Source organism: Pseudomonas sp. PS1(2021) (assembly GCF_020405165.1).
Classification (GTDB): Bacteria; Pseudomonadota; Gammaproteobacteria; order Pseudomonadales; family Pseudomonadaceae; genus Pseudomonas; species Pseudomonas aeruginosa.
Genome location: NZ_CP084484.1, coordinates 5940497 through 5959947, shown reverse-complemented (window position 1 = coordinate 5959947; position 19451 = coordinate 5940497). Strand labels below are relative to the sequence as shown.

The following is a 19451-nucleotide window of genomic DNA, read 5'->3' as shown; positions in this document are numbered from 1 at the left end:
GTTCCCCGCGTTTCCGGCTGTAGGGAGTCGATGCATGAGCGATCATCAGAACGGGCTGCATCTTGAGGCGGAAAACTGGCCGCGCGCGTTGTTCGCCGTGGCCCTGGCCTTTTCCGTGTTCCAGGTCGTCACCGCGGCCTTTCCCCTGATTTCCACCCAGGTCCTGCGGGCAATGCACGTCGGACTGCTGTTGCTGGTGGTGTACATCAGCTATCCCGCCTTCGGCATAGGTCGCCCCTGGCAGCCGCTGGCCTGGTTGCTGGGCATGGCCGGCCTGGGCACGGCGGTCTACCAGTGGGTTTTCGAGGGCGACCTGATCCAGCGCTCCGGAGAGCTGACCCAGGCCGACATGGTCGTCGGCGTGGTGCTGATCGTCCTGGTCTTCGAGGCGGCGCGACGGGTGATGGGCATCGCCTTGCCGATCATCTGCGCGCTGTTTCTTGCCTATGGCCTGTTCGGCGAACACCTGCCGGGCGACCTGGCCCACCGCGGCTACGGCTTCGACCAGATCGTCAACCAGCTGTCGTTCGGTACCGAAGGTCTCTACGGCACGCCGACCTACGTATCGGCCACCTACATCTATCTGTTCATCCTGTTCGGCGCCTTCCTCGAGCAGGCCGGCATGATCCGCCTGTTCACCGATTTCGCCATGGGCCTGTTCGGTCACCGGGTCGGCGGGCCGGCCAAGGTCTCGGTATTCTCCTCGGCGCTGATGGGCACCATCACCGGCTCCGGCGTGGCCAACGTGGTCACTACCGGACAGTTCACCATCCCGCTGATGAAGCGTTTCGGCTACAAGCCGGCGTTCGCCGGCGGCGTCGAGGCGACCGCGAGCATGGGCAGCCAACTGATGCCGCCGGTGATGGGGGCGGTGGCGTTCATCATGGCCGAGACCATCAACGTCCCCTACGTGGAGATCGCCAAGGCGGCGCTGATCCCGGCCCTGCTGTATTTCGGCTCGGTGTACTGGATGGTCCACCTCGAGGCCCGCCGGGCCGATCTAAAGGGCCTGCCGCGCGATCAGTGTCCCAGCGCCTGGGGTGCCGTCCGCGAGCGCTGGTTCCTGCTGATTCCGTTGCTGGTGCTGATCGCGCTGCTGTTCTCCGGGCGCACGCCGCTGTTCTCCGGAACCATCGGCCTGGCGCTGACCGCCATCGTCATCCTCGGTTCGGCGATCATCCTGCGGGTGTCCTCGCTCGGCCTGCGCATCGCCTTCTGGGTGGCGCTGGGGCTGCTCTGCGCGGGGTTCTTCCGCCTCGGCATCGGGGTGATCTTCGTCGTGATCGCGGCCCTGGCCCTGGCCTGCTGGTTCGTCCGTGGCGGCCGGGAAACCCTGCGCATCTGCGTCCGCGCCCTCGCCGAAGGTGCGCGACATGCGATCCCGGTGGGCATCGCCTGCACCCTGGTGGGAGTCATCATCGGGGTGATTTCGCTGACCGGCATCGCCACCACCTTCGCCAGCTACGTGCTCGACCTGGGACGGGAGAACCTGCTGCTGTCGCTGGTCCTGACCATGGTCACCTGCCTGGTCCTGGGAATGGGCATCCCGACCATCCCCAACTACATCATCACCAGCTCTATCGCCGCGCCGGCGTTGCTGGAACTGGGGGTGCCGCTGATCGTCTCGCACATGTTCGTCTTCTACTTCGGCATCCTCGCCGACCTCACCCCTCCGGTGGCGCTGGCCTGTTTCGCGGCCGCGCCGATCGCCAAGGAAAGGGGATTGAAGATCAGCTTCTGGGCGGTGCGCATCGCCCTGGCGGGTTTCGTGGTGCCGTTCATGGCGGTGTATTCCCCGGCGCTGATGCTGCAGGAAGGCGGTTGGGGGGCGACGCTCTATGTCACCTGCAAGGCGGTGCTGGCCATCGGCCTGTGGGGCATGGCTTCCATCGGCTACCTGCAGGGGCCGCTGGCCTGGTGGGAGCGCCTGGTGGCGTTCGCCGCGGGGGCCAGCCTGGTCCTGGCCTTGCCGATCAGCGACGAGCTGGGCTTCGTCCTCGGCGCGCTGGTGATCGGCTGGCACCTCTGGCGCCAGCGTGCGCGCGAGGCGGTGGCGTGATCGCGCTGTGTCTGGGCATGGCCGGCAGCGTCTGGGCGACGCTGCCGCTGCAGTCGTTCACCCTGGCCTGGCAACACACGGTCGAGAAGGTGCTCTGGGAAGAAGACTATCGCCTGAGTGAGCGCGGCCTGCTGCTGGAAGAGGCCCGGGTGCGGGGCAGCGGGGCGGGGATGGAGATTCCCGAGGGCGCCGTGCTGCGTGACGGCGCCTGGCATTACCACCGTGGGGTGCCGCCGCTGCAACCGTTGCGGCTGGGGCGCACACCGGAGGCCGGCGACTACCGGATCTGCCGTCAGGGGCGCTGCGATGCGCTGGCGCGCTGGATCGGTCCGCCGGACCCTGAGCGCCCGGCGGTCGAACTCTGGGCGTGTCCGATACGGGACCCGAGCGACTGAACGTCCTGTGGATAACCGTGAGACGCCAGTCCACATCCATAAAAACGACGAAGCCGGAGCTGCTTCCGGTCATAAGGAAAACGTCCATGCGTAGCTGTATATCAGTCTTCCGGCCGGCCCTGCTGGCGCTGTTCGTCTCGGCAAGCGGCTCGGCCGGCGCCGACGCGGCTGTGGAAAACCCGCGGATCGGCCGTGCCGCCGATCTCTATGAACTGATCCCGGAATACCAGCCGGACACCTACCGGAACATGGACAAGGTCTATCCGACCCGGGTTATCCACAAGGGGACCAAGGTCCGTCCGCTGCCGGCGGGTGTGGCCATCGCGCCGCGCTACCGGATCGGCGGCGAGGAATACGGCGTCGACGATTTCATGCGGCGCAACCGCGTTGGCGGGGTGCTGGTCCTCAAGGATGGCAAGGTCGCCCTGGAGCGCTACGGCCTGGGCAACGACGAACGCACGCGCTGGACCTCGTTCTCGGTGGTCAAGTCGATCTCCTCGACCCTGGTGGGCGCCGCCGTGCAGCAGGGCCTGCTGGCTCTCGACCAGCCTGTGGACAAGTACCTGCCGAGCCTGGCCGGCTCCGCCTACCAGGGGGTGACGGTGGAGCAGGTCCTGCAGATGAGTTCCGGGGTCCGCTGGAACGAGACCTATCGCGATCCGAAGTCCGACCGCCGGCAGATGTTCGACGCCCAGCTCGCCGAACGTCCCGGTGGCATCCTGCGGCTGCTGGCGAGCCTGCCGCGGCAGTACCCGGCCGGTACCCACTTCACCTACAGCACCGGCGAGTCGCACCTGCAGAGCGAGCTGCTGCACGCGGCGACCCGCATTCCGGTGAGCGACTACCTGTCCGAGCGGATCTGGGCGCGGATGGGCATGGAGAGCGACGGCTTCTGGCAACTGGAATCGCCGGCCGGGCAAGAGATTGGCAGCAGCGGCTTGAGCGCGACCCTGCGCGACTATGGCCGCTTCGGCCAGTTCGTCCTCGAGGACGGGGTGATCGATGGCGAACGTATCCTCCCCGAAGGTTGGGTCGATCGTGCCAGTCGCGTCGAGGCTTCTTCCCACCTGGCCCCGGGCAAGCTCTACGATGGCGAATACGCGCTCGGCTACGGCTACCAGTGGTGGACCTTCCCGGTGGGCGCCAAGGCCCTGCCCGAGCATGACGGCGGGGCCTTCGAAGCCCAGGGCATCTTCGGCCAGTACCTCTACATCAACCGCAAGGAGAAGATCGTGGCGGTGGTCTGGAGCGCCTGGCCGAAGCCGGAGATGGACGATCGCGAGGAGGAGACCTATGCCTTCCTTGGCGCGGCGGTGAAAGCCCTGCGCTAGGGCCGTGGGCTAACGGATATCCACAGCAGGCTGTGGACAAGACTTCAGCGGGAAAACCGCAGGGGCAGTCCCTGGCAATCGTCGGACAGGCGTCCCGCGTGCCAGGCGAGTTGCCCGGAGACGATGGTGGTATCGATCCGATGGTGGAATGCCCGGTGGCGGAACGGCGTCCAGTTGCAGCGCGACAGCAGCGGCATGGCGCTGGCCAGCGCCGGGTGCTCCAGTTCGCTGACCAGCACCAGGTCGGCCCAGTAACCTTCGCGGAGGAAACCGCGATCGGCGATGGCGAACAGTTCGGCGACCCGGTGGCTGGTCTTCGCCACCAGGGTGGCCAGCGACAGCCAGCCTTCGCGGACCAGCTCCAGGAGTGCCGGCAACGCATGCTGGACCAGTGGCAGGCCGGCCGGCGCCTGTGGATAAGCCTGCTGCTTCTCGGCCCAGGCGTGCGGCGCGTGGTCGGTGCCGATCACGTCCAGGCGGTTGCCGGCCAGCGCCCTGCGCAGGGCGTCGCGGTCCTCGCGGCTCTTGATCGCCGGGTTGCACTTGAGCAGATGGCCGAGGCGGGCGTAGTCGCTGTCGTCGAACAGCAGATGGTGGACGCAGACTTCCGCGGTGATGCGTTTCTGGCACAGCGGCTTGTCCTCGAACAGGGCCAGTTCACGCGCTGTGGATAAGTGCAGGACATGCAGCAGCGTGCCATGTCGTTGCGCCAGTTCCACCGCCAGGGCGGTGGAACGGTAGCAAGCCTCGGCGTCGCGAATGCGCGGGTGGGCGGCTGCCGGAATACGTTCACCGAAGCGTTGTCGCCAGCGCGCCAGGTTGGCTTCGATCCGCGGCGTGTCTTCGCAATGGCTCAGCAGCAGGGTCGGAACGCTGGCGAACAGGCGCTCCAGGGTCGGCAGGTCGTCCACCAGCATGTCGCCGGTGGAGGCGCCCATGAACACCTTCACCGCGGCGACCTCGCGTGGATCGAGGGCGGCCACGGTGTCGAGGTTGTCGCGGCTGACGCCGAAGTGGAAACCGAAGTTGGCCACGCTATGGGCGGCGGCGAGGCGCTTCTTTTCCGCCAGCGCTTCGAGGCTCAGCGTCGCCGGGCGGGTATTGGGCATGTCCATGAAACTGGTGATGCCGCCCGCCACGGCGGCGCGGGATTCGCTGGCGATCGAGCCCTTCTGTGGATAACCCGGCTCGCGGAAGTGCACCTGGTCGTCGATCATTCCCGGCAGCAGGTAGCGTCCGGCGGCATCGATCTCCCGGCTGGCGCCGCAGTTTTCCAGGCAGCCGGCGATGCGTTCGATGCGACCGTGGCGGACCAGCAGATCGCCTTCGCGTACCTGCCCCTCGTTGACCATCCGGGCATTGCGGATCAGCAGGCTTTGCATGTTCAGAACTCGTTCTGCAGCGACTTGTAGCCGCGTACCAGGTCGACGTTGGTGCGCGCCACGTCTTCCGAAAACTCGCTGGCGGAAACGCTGACCCGCGGCATGCTCGCCAGGTCGGTGCGCGGACCGATGCGCTCGGTGGACGGTACGTAGAAACCCGCTGGCAGGTCGCAGCCGTCGACCACCGCGTTGTGGCGGACCACGCAGCCATCGCCGACCCGGCAGTTGAACAGCACGCTGTTGAAGCCGATGAAGACCCGGTCGCCGACTTCGCAAGGACCGTGGACGATGGAGCGGTGGGCGATGGAGCTGTGCTCGCCGATGGTCACCGCGGCACCCGACTTGGAATGGATCACCACGCCGTCCTGGATGTTCGAGTTGGCGCCGATCACGATCGGTTGCATGCCGCCGTCGGCGTCGACTTCGTCGGCACGGATCACTGCGTAGGGACCGACGAAGACGTTGGCCTGGATGATCACCTTGCCGCAGATGATCGCGGTCTTGTCCACATAGGCCGATTCGTCGATCACCGGCAGGTCGCCGGAGGGATTCTTGCGGATCATGCTGCACCTCGCTGCCAATGGCTTTCGGCGACGGCGTCATGGGCATGCAGGCTTTCCGCATGGACGACCCGTATGGAGAACCGGCTCGCCTGTGGATAACCCAGCAGGGCGCGGTGCAGCCGGCGCACCGCGTCCTCGCAGAACATCAGGTTCTGCCCGTTGGCGAGGGCGAAGGCCTGCTCGTCGGCGCGTTTCACCGCAGTCTGCACCGCGGTGCCGAGGGCGCTTTCGCCGAGATCCGCCAGCTCTTCCAGGGGCAGTCCGATGCAGTCTTCCGCCAGGCCGATGCGCAGGTGCGCTCTGCTGCGCTGGCTGTGCGGGGTGGCGACGATGCCGGCGCTGCTGCCGAGCCAGGCGAGCACGCTGGCATGATCGAGCGGCTGTCCGGCGAAGTCCTGGTCGAAGCGCTCCTGGATCAATTGCCGGGCCAGTGCCGCCGAACAGGGGCAGGTCGAGGAGTAGGTCAGCTCGAGATGGACTTCGGCCTGGAAGTCATCGCCTTCCAGGCGCGTGTCCAGCACCAGTGGATAACGTTTCCAGCCGCTCAGCGGGCTGACCAGCGCCGGACGCCGCAGCAGCGGCGCGAGGCGTAGGCGCAGGTAGGCGCGACGCGACAGGCCGGCGTGGCTGTCGAGGAAGCGTTGCAGGACGGCGCGCAGGCAGGAAAGGTCCAGCTCGCCCTGTTCCAGTTCGGCCAGCGCCAGGTAGAGGCGCGACATATGGATGCCGCGGGCCTGCGGGTCGTCCAGGCTGACACCGGCATCGGCTTCGGCGGCGACCCTCTGCCCGCCGATCTGCACGGGAAGGGCGATGCCCTGCATGCCGACCCAGTCCAGGGGAAGATCGGCGGTGGTGGTCTGGCGGGCGATATCGGGAAGCGTCAAGGCATTCATGGAGAACTCGAAGAAGGGTAGGCAAGGCCTGGAAATGGCTTGAATGTTATAATATAACGTATTAGCTAATGCCGACCCTTGCAATCGGGTATTTCGTCGATGAAGCGCCGTCGTCTCCTGCAAAGCCTGCTCGCCGGCCTGGCCCTCCAGCCGTTCCTGGCCGCCAGCGCCAATGTACGAATCCGCCAGGCCCGGGCCTGGAATTCCTCGGAAAGCTGGCGCCTGGTGCTGGAACTGGACGGCCCGCCGCGTTATCGAACCTTTTCCCTGCAGGCCCCCGAGCGGTTGATCCTCGACCTGCCCGACGCGCAATTGCTCGCAACGCTCTCCGAGCTACCGCTGGACGGCCCCGTGCGCGCCATACGCAGTGGCCAACTGGGTGGCGGCGGGACGCGCATCGTCCTCGACCTGCGCCAGGCGGTCAGGCCGCGCAGCTTCGCCCTGGAACCGCAGGCGGGAAAGGGCCATCGCCTGGTCCTGGACCTTTATCCACAGGCGCTGGCGGCGCCCCCCGAGCCGATGCTGGCGCTGGCCCGCCCGCTACCCTCGACGGGCCGCGACATCCTCGTGGTGGTCGATGCCGGCCATGGCGGCAAGGACCCCGGCGCGGTCGGTAGCAAGGGCGAGCGCGAAAAGGACGTGGCGCTGGCCATCGCCCGCCTGCTGGCGCGGCGGATCGACCGTGAGAAAGGCTTCAAGGCGCGCCTGGTGCGCAACGGCGACGTGTTCGTCCCGCTGCGCAAGCGGCCGGAAGTGGCCCGGCGCTACAACGCCGACATGTTCGTCTCGGTGCACGCCGACGCGGCGCCGCGACTGACCGCCTCCGGCGCGTCGGTATATGCCCTCTCCGAGCATGGCGCCAGCTCGACCATGGCGCGCTGGATGGCCGAGCGCGAGAACGGCGCCGACCTGATCGGCAACAGCGGTAACCTGCCACTACAGGGGCGCGACAAGGTACTCGCCGGGGTGATCCTCGACATGGCCCTGAGTTCGACCATCGCCAGCAGCCTGGACCTCGGCCACAGCGTGCTCGGCCAGTTGTCGGACGTCACCGCGCTGCACCAGAAGCGTGTCGAGCAGGCCGGCTTCGCCGTGCTCAAGTCGCCGGACATCCCTTCGATCCTGGTGGAGACCGGCTTCATCTCGAATCGCGGCGATTGTCGCCGGTTGATGGACGAACACCATCGCCAGCGCCTGGCCGAGGCGATCTTCGCTGGCGTGCAGGGCTACTTCCGGCAACGCCCTCCCGCCGGCAGCTACCTGGCGGCGCTCAGCGCGCAGCCTCCCGGCTAGGGCCTTCGCTGCAGCCGCTGACCCGCCCGCAGGTCAGGCGTTGGCGCTGGCCCGATGAACTGCTCAGGCGGCTGACGCTGGTCCAGCCGATGTTGCGGCTGAGGCCGACCCAGATTTCCCCATCGCTGGCGATGCCGCTGAAGAAGGTCAGGCGCCCGTAGCGCGTATTGGTCTGGGCCCAGCGTCGTCCGCTCGCCGCGTCGTAGCCGCGCAGCCAGGTGTCGTTGCCGCCGGTGGCGACGCTGTAGTGGTTGCCCAGCCGATCCATGCAGGCCAGAACGGTACGCAGGTAGGCGCATTCCGCCGGGCGGGTGCCGGGAAGAAAGCCCTGCGCCTGTGCCGCCGGAGCGAGCAGCAGGAGGGCCAGGCAGTAAAGGCGGAGGACGCGGCGCATCGGTGGATCCCGGGATGACGTGGGCCCAGGGTAGCCGGAAGGCGATTGGCGGGCCATCGATTGTGGTGTTAATTGTTATAGTATAACGTTTTAAATTTCCCAGGTTCAGCCCATGACCGAACAGGAACTGCTTGCCCAGCCCGACGCTGCCTACATGGACGAAGCCCAGCAGGACTTCTTCCGCGACCTGCTGCTGCGTCAGCGCCAGGAACTTCAGGCGCGCATCGAAGGCGAATTCGGCGAGCTGCGCGATCTCGAACGCCCCAGCGACGAGGCCGACCTGGCTTCCCGCGAGGAACAGCGGCAATGGCAACTTCGCCTGCTGGAGCGGGAGAAGAAGCTGCTCGACAAGATCGACGAAGCGCTGGAGCGCCTGGCCCGCGGCGACTACGGCTGGTGCCAGGAAACCGGCGAGCCGATCGGCCTGCGCCGCCTGCTGTTGCGTCCCACCGCCACCCTCTGCATCGAGGCGAAAGAGCGCCAGGAGAAGCGCGAACGCCACGTGCGGCACAACTGAAGAGGTTACCAACCGTGAACCAACGCCTACCTGTCACCGTGCTGTCCGGCTTTCTCGGCGCCGGCAAGAGCACGCTGCTCAACCATCTGCTGAAGAACCGCGAGAACCGCCGGGTTGCGGTGATCGTCAACGATATGAGCGAAATCAATATCGATGGCAGCGAGGTCCAGCGCGATGTCAGCCTGAACCGCGCTGAAGAACGCCTGGTGGAGATGAGCAACGGCTGTATCTGCTGCACCCTGCGCGAAGACCTGCTGGAAGAGGTCGGCCGTCTCGCCCGGGAAGGCCGCTTCGACTACCTGCTGATCGAGTCCACCGGGATTTCCGAACCGATGCCGGTGGCCGAGACCTTCACCTTCCGCGACGAGCTGGACCGCAGCCTGTCCGACGTGGCGCGACTGGATACCATGGTCACGGTGGTCGACGGGATGAATTTTCTCCGCGACTACCAGGAGGCCGCCAGCCTGGCCAGTCGTGGCGAAACCCTCGGTGAGGAGGATCAGCGCTCGATCACCGACCTGCTGATCGACCAGGTCGAATTCGCCGACGTGATCCTGGTCAGCAAGATCGACCTGATCTCCAGCGAGCAGCGCGAGGAACTGCTGGCGATCCTGCGCCAGCTCAATGCCGAGGCGGAGATCCTGCCGATGGTGATGGGTCAGGTGCCGCTGGCGAAGATCCTCGATACCGGTCGCTTCGATTTCGATCGCGCGGCGTCCGCGCCGGGCTGGCTGAAGGAACTGCGCGGCGAGCACCTGCCGGAAACCGAGGAATATGGCATCGCCTCCATGGCCTACCGGGCGCGCCGGCCGTTCCACCCCGCGCGCTTCCACGCCTTCCTGCACAATCCGCTGAAGCAGGGGCGGCTGCTGCGCTCCAAGGGCTTCTTCTGGCTCGCCAGCCGGCCCCGCGAGGCCGGCAGCTGGTCGCAGGCCGGCGGCCTGATGCGCTACGGCCTGGCGGGCCGCTGGTGGCGCTTCGTGCCGACCGGACAGTGGCCACAGGACGAAGAGGGCCTGCGGGCGATCATGCGGCACTGGGAGGAAGGCGTCGGCGACTGTCGCCAGGAGCTGGTTTTCATCGGTCAGAACCTGGACTTCGCGGCCCTGCGCGCAGCCCTGGACGCCTGCCTGCTGGATGACGCCGAGATGAACCTGGGCATCCCCGGCTGGCAGGGCCTGGACGACCCCTTCGAGGACTGGGGGCACGCCGCATGAGCGCACTGCCGCAGGAAAAACCGTTGCCGTGCCAGGCGTTCGATGACGACCCCCAGGTGCTGGCCGAGGTGCTTCGCGAGGGCGTCAACCTGGCGGTCTGGACACGCCGGTTGAGCCCGGCGCTGCGCGACTTCGCCGCCGCCCTGGTGCGCAACCGGCCGGGACTGGCGCTGAGCCAGACGCTGGAGATGGAAGAGGAACGGCTACCCGTCTTGGACGGCCTGCTCGACGCGCAGCAACTGCCGGGACAAACCGATTTCCTCGACGACCTGGGCTGGCTGGTCGAGGCCTTCTCCTGCCTGACCGGGGCGCGGCGTATCGGCCTGCGCCTGCGCGTTCTGGATAAACCGATGTGCCCGCGTTTCCACGTCGACCACGTGCCGCTGCGGCTGGTCACCACCTACCAGGGCGCCGCCAGCGAATGGCTGGACGAGTCCGGCCTGGACCGTCGGCTGCTTGGCGGAGCGCAGGCCGAAGTTGTCGACGAACAGCTTATCCACAGCTTGTCCACGGGCGACGTGGCGCTGCTCAAGGGCGAACGCTGGGAGGGTAACGAAGGTGCCGGGCTGGTGCATCGCTCGCCGCGAGCGGAGCCTGGGCTGGCGCGCCTGCTGTTGACCCTGGACTGGCTTGCCTGAGCCTGTGGACAAGTGTCTTTCGAGGAATAAAAAAAGGCCATCCGCAGATGGCCTATCACCAAAAAGTCGTCCTACCTTGGGGATGGGGACGAAGGGTGCTGAGGTACCCGACTCCCATTTAGCCCTGACGCTGTGACAGGCTGATGACGCGCTCAGGGCTTTTTCGCGGCGCTAGGCTCTTCCCAGCGACCTTGGCTCTGGCTGGCGCAGAACGGCTCCAGGTAGCGTGCGTCGGTCGCGATGCCGTAGTAGAAGATGTCCTGCCGATAGGGCGCGTTGGGTACCCTGGCGTCGCGGCAGACACCGAAGGCGCCCGTCGGACATTCCTCGGCGAACGTCACCTCGACCTTCTGGCCCTGCAGTTGTGGCTGGCAGAAGCCTTCGCGGAACAGCTTGGCCGGGATGCTGCGGTTCTGCTGGCAGACCTTCACGTCGAGATTCTTCGCCTGGCTATGGACGATGCAGGCTTCGGCCAGGGCCAGGCCCGGCAGGCAGGACAGGAAGAACAGGAACGGACGCATGCGAGGACTCCATTGCAGACGGGCGCGACTCTAACACGGGGCCTGGCTCCCCGCAGGCAAGGACCGCATTGATCCACAGGCTTTCACATTCCGGTTGCGCAGATGCTTCGAGAGATACCCACACACCTGATCGGCGGCCCCCTGGGGGCCGGCAAGACCAGCCTGATCCGCTCGCTGCTGGCGCAGAAGCCGGCGGGCGAGCGCTGGGCGGTGCTGGTCAACGAGTTCGGCGAGATCGGCCTGGATGCCGCGCTGCTGGCCACGGACGTCGACGGCGTGGCCATCGGCGAGGTGGCGGGCGGGTGCCTCTGCTGCGTCAATGGCGTGCCGTTCCAGGTGGGGCTCGGTCGCTTGTTGCGTCGGGCACGGCCGGACCGGCTGTTCATCGAACCCTCCGGGTTGGGACATCCGCAGGCGCTGTGGAAACAGCTGCAGGCTCCTCCCTGGTCCGGCGTCCTGGCCCTGCAACCCCTGGTAGTGGTGCTGGATGCCGCCGCGCTGGCCTCCGGCCAACCGCTGCCGGAGGCACAGGAACAGGCGCTGGAAGCGGCCGGCATGTTGCTGCTGAACAAATCCGAAACGCTCGACGCGACGCAGCGCTGCGCCGTGCGTGCGCGCCTGCCGGTCCTGCCGTTGCGCTGGAGCGTGCGCGGTCACCTGGCATTGCGCGATCTGCCGACCAGCGTTGCCGGGGACGGTAGCGCGACGACCTGGGCGGCCCTGCCGGAGGCGCCTGCTCAGTTGGGAACGGTGCTGCCCGCCGAGCGACCGCTGCGCGCCGTGCGCGAGCAGGACGGCCAGTTCGCCATCGGCTGGCGGCTGGCGCCGTCGGTGCGTTTCGATCGGGTCGCAGTGGACGCCTGGCTGAACCGTTTGTCCGGACTGCGGCGGGCCAAGGCGGTGCTGCATTGCGCGGACGGTTGGTATGCAGCGAATGCCGCGCCGTTTGTGGATAACTGGGGCAAGTCCTCGTGGCGGCGGGATAATCGGCTGGAACTGATCCTCGCCGCAGGCGCGGATGAAGAGGCGCTCGAAGAGGCGTTCCTGGCGTGTCGGATGGTCGCGGAATGATCCGCCAAGGTTGCCCTGAGGACGCGACTGAATGATAATAATTATCAGAAGACTCTACTTCCTTACCTTTCACTTCTCCGCAGGTCGCCCTCATGTCGCCACAGCCTTCACGGTCGCCTGACCGTTTTTCGCTGGCCGCGCTCGCCGAAGACCACCCCACCGCTCCCGCCCAGGGAGACGAAAGCGAGTCCCTGCCATGCGTGAATGCCCAGCGCGGAGAACCCAACCTGCGCGTGGTGGACTGCTCCGGCGCGCGCCGCGACGAGGAAGTGGCGGTCGAGGAAGTGCTGATCCCCTACGCCCATGGCAGCGATCCCGAAGACGTCCCCGGCGAGCCGCCCAAGTCGCGCTGGTGGTTGTCCTCCGGCGCGGCGGTGGCGATGCATGTGGCGATCATCGGTGCGCTGGTGTGGGTGATGCCGACCCCGGCCGAACTCAACCTTGGCCACGGCGAACTGCCGAAGACCATGCAGGTGAATTTCGTCCAGCTCGAGAAGAAGGCCGAGCCGACCCCGCAGCCGCCGGCTGCCGCGCCGGAGCCGACGCCGCCGAAGATCGAGGAACCCAAGCCGGAGCCGCCGAAGCCGAAGCCGGTGGAAAAACCCAAGCCCAAGCCGAAACCCAAGCCCAAACCGGTGGAAAACGCCATTCCCAAGGCCAAGCCGAAGCCGGAACCCAAACCCAAGCCGGAACCCGAGCCGAGCACGGAGGCATCCAGCCAGCCCAGCCCGTCCAGCGCCGCCCCGCCGCCGCCCGCACCTACCGTCGGGCAGAGCACGCCCGGCGCGCAGACCGCGCCCAGCGGCTCGCAAGGTCCGGCCGGCCTGCCCAGCGGCAGCCTCAACGACAGTGACATCAAGCCGTTGCGCATGGATCCTCCGGTCTATCCCCGGATGGCCCAGGCCCGGGGTATCGAAGGCCGGGTGAAGGTGCTGTTCACCATCACCAGCGATGGCCGCATTGACGACATCCAGGTGCTGGAGTCGGTGCCGTCGCGCATGTTCGACCGCGAAGTGCGCCAGGCCATGGCCAAGTGGCGTTTCGAGCCGCGTGTCAGTGGTGGCAAGATCGTCGCCCGCCAGGCGACCAAGATGTTCTTCTTCAAGATCGAGAAGCGCCGCTGAGGCGGTTCTCTGACAACGAAAAGAGCCGCGCCTTCGAGCGCGGTTTTTTTATTCCCGGTAGGTCTCGCAGACGGGGCTTCGCTGCCTGGGGACGGCAGGCCCCTTGCGCTGTTCCACCGTGGGAACGCGAGGAGATCGGCGTTTGCGCGCCGAGGTTCCAGCCCCGCCGGAATGACGAGCCGCAGGGCGAATAACCGCTTGCGGTTATCCGCCGTGGAGCGCAGGGACACCGGAAGATTACGCCGCCGGCATTGCGCGCCCTAGGGCGTCGATCGGGATGCCGTGCCGTAGACCAACAGTCGGCGGGTGTGGGGGAATCGGTTGCCGCGCCAAAAAGCAGGACGGCGACCCGAAGGTCGCCGTCCTGTGGATAAAAAGGCCCGGAGTGTGTCGGGGCCGTGAGCACGAGGCTCAATCAATCGGTCGTGATCTTCGAGTGCTTCTGGGTGTCCTTCATGAACACATAGACCAGCAGCGAGCAGGCGATACAGGCGGTGACGTACCAGTAGAAGCCGCTCTCCAGGCCGACGCTCTTGAACCACAAGGCAACGTATTCGGCGGTGCCGCCGAAGATCGACACGGTCAGGGCATACGGCAGGCCGACGCCCAGGGCGCGGATCTCGGTGGGGAACAGTTCGGCCTTCACCACCGCGTTGATCGAGGTGTAGCCGCTGACGATCACCAGCGCCGCCATGATCAGGAAGAACGCTCCCCACCAGCTGTCGACGCTGTGCAGTGTGCTGAGGATCGGGTAGGTGAAGACGGTGCCGAGTACGCCGAAGGCGATCAGGATCGGCCGCCGGCCGATCTTGTCGGAGAGGGCGCCGACGATGGGCTGCAGCAGCATGAAGAGGAACAGGGTGGCAGCCGAGATCATGGTCGAATCGGTCTTGCTCATGCCTACCGTGTTCACCAGGTACTTCTGCATGTAGGTGGTGTAGGTGTAGAAGGCCAGGGTGCCGCCCATGGTCAGGCCGACCACGGTCAGCACTTCCTTCGGGTGGCGCAGCAGGGTGCGCAGCAGGCTTTCCTTCGGCTCTTCCTTCTTCTTCGAGAAGGACTCGGTCTCTTCCATGCCGCGACGCAGGAACATCGCCACCACTGCGCACAGCGCGCCGATGAAGAAGGGTACGCGCCAGCCCCAGCTTTCCAGTTGTTCTACGGTCAGGGTCTGTTGCAGGACGATCAGCACCGCCAGGGCGATGAGCTGGCCGGAAATCAGGGTCACGTACTGGAAGCTGGAGAAGAACCCGCGCTGTTCCTTGTTCGCCATCTCGCTCAGGTAGGTGGCGGAGGTACCGTATTCGCCGCCGACCGACAGGCCCTGGAGCAGGCGCGCGACCACCAGCAGGATCGGCGCGGCGACGCCGATGGTTTCATAGCTGGGGGTCAGGGCGATGATCAGCGAGCCAAAGCACATCAGCAGCACCGAGGCCAGCAACGCCGCCTTGCGGCCCTTGCGGTCGGCATAGATACCCATCAGCCAGCCACCGATCGGGCGCATCAGGAAGCCCACGGCGAAGATAGCTGCGGTGTTCAGCAGTTGGGCGGTCATGTCGCCCTGGGGGAAGAATGCCTTTGCGAAGTACAGCGAGAAGGCGGCGTAGACGTACCAGTCGTACCACTCGACCAGGTTGCCGACGGAACCGCTGAAGATCGACTTGATGCGTTGCGAAGTGGTGCGGGGCTGGGCAGACGCGGAAATGGCGTTGGCGCTTTCCATCGTGTTTCCTCTTTTCGTTGTTGTCTTGGATGTGCTGATCAGGGCGCAGCACACCGGCACATCGCGAGGGCGACGTATTGGATGGCTCGATAGCAGGTGCCGTGCCAACGCGGGAAAGCCGCGTGGGGACTGGGTTGGAAGAGGAGCGGGGTGGTCTTGGCCGAGCGGGAGTCCGCCGACCGGGAGTATGGATAAGCGGAAATCCGCCGATCCTTCAGGGCAAAGGGTCCGATAGCGACACCAGGTGCAGGCGAGGGCGAATAACCGCAGCGTGGTTATCCGCCGATTCGACGGCAGGCCGGGATCGCTTGGCTCTCAGTGGCTGCCCTTTTCCTGGTCGAGGGTTTCCATCAGCGCGATCTGCATCCGCGAATGCACGCGGATCAGCCAGCGCCAGAGCACTGCGATCACCAGGCCGGCGACCAGCACCACTACGACCAGCAACTCGCCCGGCGGCAGGATGCTCGAGCTGAGCGCCGCCAGCAGCACCATCATGCCGGCCAGCGACAGCAGCGGGATTATCTCGGAGATCACCCGACGTACCCGCGCCGTATGGCGTCCGGCTTTCTCCGGCTTGACCCCGAGTTCGGCCAGCAGCATCGACAGGGCCTTGAGCTTGCGGTACGCGGCGATCAGGAAGGCCAGCGAGACCAGCAGCGCGCCGCCCCAGATCAATGCCTTGTGTAGCCCGTCGTAGGCGACCCACTGGCTCATCCAGGCGGAAAGCGTATCGGCGAAATAACCGCCGGCGAGGAAGATCGCGATCACCAGCGCCAGGTTCACCCCGACCTGCAGCAAGATGCGCCGGATCATCGCCGCCAGCACCGCACGGTCGCCCTGCGGCTGGATGCTGCGCAGCCAGTCGCCGTAGTGGCCGAAGATCCTCGCCATGCGCTGCGGCATGGCGTTGGCCAGGTGCTGCGAGAGCGGGTCGGCGGCGCGGATCAGGTACGGGGTGAGCAGGGTGGTGATGGCCGAGACCGCTACCGCCACCGGGTAGAGGAAGTCGCTGGTGACTTTCAGAGTCATGCCCAGGGCGGCGATGATGAAGGAGAACTCGCCGATCTGCGACAGGCCCATGCCGACCCGCAGCGAGGTGCGTCCGTCGTTGCCGGCGATGAACGCACCCATGCCGCAGGAGAACATCTTGCCGAGCACCACCGCGACGGTGATCAGGGCGATCGGCCAGGCGTACTCGACGAGGATCTTCGGGTCGATCAGCAGGCCGATGGCGACGAAGAAGATCGCACTGAACATGTCACGGACCGGCTCGATCAATCGTTCGATCTGCACCAACTGGCGCGACTCGGCCATGATCGCGCCGATCAGGAAGGCGCCGAGCACCATGCTGTATTCCAGCTTCACCACCAGCAGGCAGAAGCCGAAGCACAGGCCGAGCACGGTGACCAGCAGCATCTCGTTGCTCTCGAACTTCGCCACGTAGGCCAGCAGGCGTGGCACCAGGAGGATGCCGACGACCAGCGCGACGATCATGAACAGGCTGAGCTTGCCGACCGTGGAGAACACCTCGCCGGTTTCCACCGAACCGCTCACGGCGATTCCCGACAGCAGGGCGATGATGCCGATGCCGAGGATGTCCTCGACGATCAGCACGCCGAAGATCAGTTGGGCGAAGCGCTCGTTCTTCATCTTCAGGTCGCCGAGCGCCTTGACGATGATGGTGGTGGAGGAGATCGCCAGGATCGCACCGAGGAACAGCGAGTCCATGGTGCTCCATTCGAAGAAGCGACCGATCTCGAAGCCGATCCAGATCATCAGGACGATTTCCAGGAACGCCGCGATGAACGCCGTGGCGCCGACCTGGAAGAGCTTGCGCAGGCTGAACTCCAGGCCGAGGCAGAACATCAGGAAGATCACCCCGAGTTCGGCCAGGGTCTTGATCGTGTCTTCGTCGTGGATCAGTCCGAAGGGCGGGGTGTGCGGGCCGATGATGAAGCCGGCGACGATGTAGCCGAGGACCACCGGTTGGCGCAGGCGGTGGAAGAGGATAGTGACCACACCCGCCACCAGCATGATCACGGCGAGGTCCTGGATGAAATCGACGGCATGCATGGCGGCGGTCCTCGCTCGGGGAATGGGTCGGCAGACGCGGCGACCGGGCGGCCTCGCAGACCCGCAGACTAGCATCCGCAAGTGCTTGATCGGTGGGCTGAAAAAAACTGTAACAGACGTTTCGGCGAGGCTCTGCGTTGTGCTTCCCGGGTCGCCGGGCGGATCTTCGCGCGCCGATCCGCGTGCATGCCTGTCGTCCCCGGCAACGAAGGTGTACCCTGGCGCCGACCCGCGAGCCAGACGCGGCGGGCGAAAAAACGGCGGCCGGGGAGCAATAGCCCGAAACAAAATCCGGCTGGTCCTGTCGCCCGTACCGCCGCAACATGGCGCGCGTCGATTCCCCCAAGAGAGAAAGACTACAATGCAGCGTGTTCTCAGCATCGCCCTCGCCTTCTGCCTGGCGCTGACCGTCAGCCTGGATGCCAATGCCAAGCGCTTCGGCGGCGGCAAGAGCCTCGGCTCGGCACCCAGCCACCAGACCCGCCAGGCGCAGCCGGCCACTGCGCCGAACGCCACTGCTGCCGCCCCCAACGCCGCTCGTCCCGCCGCTGCCGCCAGCGGTGCTTCGCGCTGGCTCGGCCCGCTGGCCGGTATAGCCGCGGGCGGCCTGCTCGCTTCCATGTTCATGGGCGACGGCTTCGAGGGCATCCAGATGCTCGACATCCTGTTGATCGCCCTGGTGGCCTTCATCGCCTTCCGCTTCATCGCCGCTCGCCGGCGCCAGCAGAACCAGGGCCAGCCTGCGATGGCCGGGCACGCGCCGATGCAGCGCGAAATGCCGGCCCAGGCGCCGATCTTCGGTGGCGCCGCCGCTGCTGCCGCTGCGCCGAGCCCGGTGATCAACGCGCCGAGCTGGTTCAACGAGGAGCGCTTCGTCGGTGCCGCTCGCGAACACTTCATGTCCCTGCAGCAGCATTGGGATGCCAACGAGATGGACAAGATCGCCGAGTTCGTCACCCCGCAGATGTTGCAATGGCTGAAGCAGGAGCGCGCCGAGATCGGCGACGCCTACCAGTCCACCTACATCGACAACCTGGTCGTGCAACTGGACGGCGTCGACGACCAGGCCGACAAGACCATCGCCACCCTGACCTTCAGCGGTGTGTCGAAGACCTCGCGCTTCGACCAGGGCGAAGCCTTCAGCGAAAGCTGGCGGATGGAGCGCGCCCAGGGCGAGAACCAGCCATGGCTGGTGGCCGGTATCCGGCAGAACTGATCCCGAGTGGTTGCGGTCCCTTCGGGGGCCGCCGAAACCCCCGCTTCCGCCAGGGAACGGGGGTTTTTTCATCTCCGTTGGCGGGTTGACCGACCATTCGTCCGGCGCCATGGCCGAAGGCCAGCCGCGACACTTGTCTTGCGCTCGGTGCGGCTACTGTATAAAAAGCGCGCCACCCGTTGCGAGAGAGCCTGTCGTGGAAGACGTCATCGAAAAACTGCGTGAACTCAACGAACCGGTTCCGGTGCCCCTGGAACTGCCGGAAGAAGAACTGCTGGTGGAAATCGAGGAAGAGCTGCTGATCGGCATTCCCGCCGAGTTCCGCGAATTCCTCCTGCTGGTCAGCGATGTGGTCTACGGCCGCCTGGAGCCGGTGACCGTGACCGATCCGCACTCGCACACCTACCTGCCCGAAGTGGCGGCCACTGCCTGGGACCTGGGCGTTCCGCGCGAGCTGATCCCGCTTTGCGAGGACGACGGCAGCTACTACTGCGTGGCGGAGGACGGCGAGGTGGTGCTCTGGGCCGATGGCGACCTCACCGATGAAAGCTGGGATTCGGTGTGGGTCTGGGCTCGCGACGTCTGGCTGGAGAGCTGAGCCTGAACCGCCGCAAAGGCTCTGCAACGCGCCTTTGCCGCTGACTTCCCGACGTCGCGCGAGGCTGCCTGGAGGCCCTGCGCGGCGCCGTCGGCGCTTCGTCTCCGACAAAGCGCCGCTGCGCTAAGGAATTTCCCTCGATTGCGACGGTCACAAGGGCAATTCCGCACTTGTCGCTCCGGATGTAGGCAAGTGCGCTGCCCCGTGTGGAGATTCTATGAAGTTCAAAGCTCTGTTCGCTGCATTGCTGCTGACCAGCCTGGCGGGTTGCGCCAACCAGGCGGTGGTCACTTTGCAAGATGGCAGCGAGGTCCTGGTCAAGGATCAGTCGGATTACGACAAATACAATGACTACTACGAGTTCGAACAGCTGAATGGCGACACCATCCTGATCAAGAAGGACAATGTGCGCACCATTCGCCCGCAGTAGCGGCGCTTATCTC

At 66.1% G+C, this 19451-nt stretch carries 19 protein-coding genes; 12 read left to right on the top strand and 7 right to left on the bottom strand.

All coding sequences use genetic code 11. From position 1 onward, the window contains the following. Positions 1 to 34 precede the first annotated feature (34 nt). From LE197_RS28350 to LE197_RS28340, 3 genes are all read left to right on the top strand, one after another. Complete coding sequence (locus tag LE197_RS28350; RefSeq protein WP_003099653.1) at positions 35 to 2059, top strand: TRAP transporter permease; 2025 nt, start codon at positions 35 to 37, stop codon at positions 2057 to 2059. Then, a complete protein-coding gene (locus tag LE197_RS28345) occupies positions 2056 to 2454 on the top strand; it encodes a DUF1850 domain-containing protein (RefSeq protein WP_003099655.1) in 399 nt (132 codons plus the stop codon). Before LE197_RS28350 ends, LE197_RS28345 begins: the two co-directional genes overlap by 4 nt. 86 nt (positions 2455 to 2540) lie before the next feature. After that, entirely contained in the window at positions 2541 to 3785 is a 1245-nt protein-coding gene (locus LE197_RS28340; RefSeq protein ID WP_016264006.1) for a serine hydrolase domain-containing protein, read from the top strand. 44 nt (positions 3786 to 3829) lie between these two features. On the opposite strand, the gene LE197_RS28335 is transcribed toward LE197_RS28340, so the two are convergent. Genes LE197_RS28335 through folE2 form a run of 3 tightly spaced genes read right to left on the bottom strand, consistent with a single transcriptional unit; the run spans position 3830 to position 6623 of the window. Further along, positions 3830 to 5167, bottom strand: coding sequence for a dihydroorotase (locus LE197_RS28335; protein ID WP_003099660.1), 1338 nt, complete (start codon positions 5165 to 5167; stop codon positions 3830 to 3832). Positions 5168 to 5169: 2 nt separating this feature from the next. After that, on the bottom strand, positions 5170 to 5730 hold the full coding sequence (locus tag LE197_RS28330) for a hypothetical protein (protein WP_003099663.1): 561 nt from the start codon (positions 5728 to 5730) through the stop codon (positions 5170 to 5172). Then, positions 5727 to 6623: a GTP cyclohydrolase FolE2 gene (gene folE2, locus LE197_RS28325; RefSeq protein ID WP_016264007.1), complete on the bottom strand. Its 897-nt coding sequence runs from the start codon at positions 6621 to 6623 to the stop codon at positions 5727 to 5729. Before folE2 ends, LE197_RS28330 begins: the two co-directional genes overlap by 4 nt. 99 nt (positions 6624 to 6722) lie before the next feature. On the opposite strand from folE2, the gene LE197_RS28320 reads away from it, so the two are divergent. Further along, on the top strand, positions 6723 to 7916 hold the full coding sequence (locus tag LE197_RS28320; RefSeq protein WP_016264008.1) for an N-acetylmuramoyl-L-alanine amidase: 1194 nt from the start codon (positions 6723 to 6725) through the stop codon (positions 7914 to 7916). Here the strand turns inward: LE197_RS28320 and LE197_RS28315 are convergent. Then, the gene (locus LE197_RS28315) at positions 7894 to 8310 is read right to left on the bottom strand and encodes a hypothetical protein (protein WP_003097088.1); all 417 of its coding nucleotides are present in this window, start codon (positions 8308 to 8310) and stop codon (positions 7894 to 7896) included. The genes LE197_RS28320 and LE197_RS28315 overlap by 23 nt on opposite strands. A gap of 112 nt (positions 8311 to 8422) precedes the next feature. On the opposite strand from LE197_RS28315, the gene dksA reads away from it, so the two are divergent. The 3 genes from dksA to LE197_RS28300 are packed head-to-tail and all read left to right on the top strand — an operon-like array spanning position 8423 to position 10682. Next, positions 8423 to 8827, top strand: coding sequence for an RNA polymerase-binding protein DksA (dksA, locus tag LE197_RS28310; protein WP_003097086.1), 405 nt, complete (start codon positions 8423 to 8425; stop codon positions 8825 to 8827). A 14-nt stretch (positions 8828 to 8841) separates the two neighbouring features. Continuing rightward, entirely contained in the window at positions 8842 to 10044 is a 1203-nt protein-coding gene (gene zigA, locus LE197_RS28305) for a zinc metallochaperone GTPase ZigA (protein WP_003146840.1), read from the top strand. After that, a complete protein-coding gene (locus tag LE197_RS28300) occupies positions 10041 to 10682 on the top strand; it encodes a DUF1826 domain-containing protein (RefSeq protein WP_003099676.1) in 642 nt (213 codons plus the stop codon). The genes zigA and LE197_RS28300 overlap by 4 nt, the downstream gene beginning before the upstream one ends. A 152-nt stretch (positions 10683 to 10834) precedes the next feature. Here the strand turns inward: LE197_RS28300 and LE197_RS28295 are convergent, their stop codons facing one another. Further along, complete coding sequence (locus tag LE197_RS28295) at positions 10835 to 11203, bottom strand: hypothetical protein (protein WP_003099679.1); 369 nt, start codon at positions 11201 to 11203, stop codon at positions 10835 to 10837. A gap of 102 nt (positions 11204 to 11305) precedes the next feature. Between LE197_RS28295 and LE197_RS28290 the strand changes: the two genes are divergently transcribed. Both LE197_RS28290 and tonB1 read left to right on the top strand, forming a co-directional pair. After that, complete coding sequence (locus LE197_RS28290; RefSeq protein WP_003146839.1) at positions 11306 to 12274, top strand: CobW family GTP-binding protein; 969 nt, start codon at positions 11306 to 11308, stop codon at positions 12272 to 12274. Positions 12275 to 12366: 92 nt separating this feature from the next. After that, positions 12367 to 13398, top strand: a complete 1032-nt coding sequence (tonB1, locus tag LE197_RS28285; RefSeq protein WP_003121399.1) for an energy transducer TonB1 — start codon at positions 12367 to 12369, stop codon at positions 13396 to 13398. Positions 13399 to 13813: 415 nt separating this feature from the next. On the opposite strand, the gene LE197_RS28280 is transcribed toward tonB1, so the two are convergent. Next, positions 13814 to 15121: an MFS transporter gene (locus LE197_RS28280; RefSeq protein WP_003097074.1), complete on the bottom strand. Its 1308-nt coding sequence runs from the start codon at positions 15119 to 15121 to the stop codon at positions 13814 to 13816. Positions 15122 to 15436: 315 nt separating this feature from the next. Continuing rightward, the gene (locus LE197_RS28275) at positions 15437 to 17194 is read right to left on the bottom strand and encodes a cation:proton antiporter (protein ID WP_003099684.1); all 1758 of its coding nucleotides are present in this window, start codon (positions 17192 to 17194) and stop codon (positions 15437 to 15439) included. A 361-nt stretch (positions 17195 to 17555) separates the two neighbouring features. On the opposite strand from LE197_RS28275, the gene LE197_RS28270 reads away from it, so the two are divergent. The 3 genes from LE197_RS28270 to LE197_RS28260 all read left to right on the top strand — a co-directional run bounded on the left by LE197_RS28270 (position 17556) and on the right by LE197_RS28260 (position 19438). Continuing rightward, the gene (locus LE197_RS28270) at positions 17556 to 18410 is read left to right on the top strand and encodes a Tim44 domain-containing protein (RefSeq protein ID WP_003099685.1); all 855 of its coding nucleotides are present in this window, start codon (positions 17556 to 17558) and stop codon (positions 18408 to 18410) included. A gap of 196 nt (positions 18411 to 18606) precedes the next feature. After that, on the top strand, positions 18607 to 19008 hold the full coding sequence (locus LE197_RS28265; RefSeq protein WP_003099687.1) for an SMI1/KNR4 family protein: 402 nt from the start codon (positions 18607 to 18609) through the stop codon (positions 19006 to 19008). Positions 19009 to 19225: 217 nt separating this feature from the next. Then, complete coding sequence (locus LE197_RS28260) at positions 19226 to 19438, top strand: YgdI/YgdR family lipoprotein (protein WP_003097061.1); 213 nt, start codon at positions 19226 to 19228, stop codon at positions 19436 to 19438. Positions 19439 to 19451 lie beyond the last annotated feature (13 nt).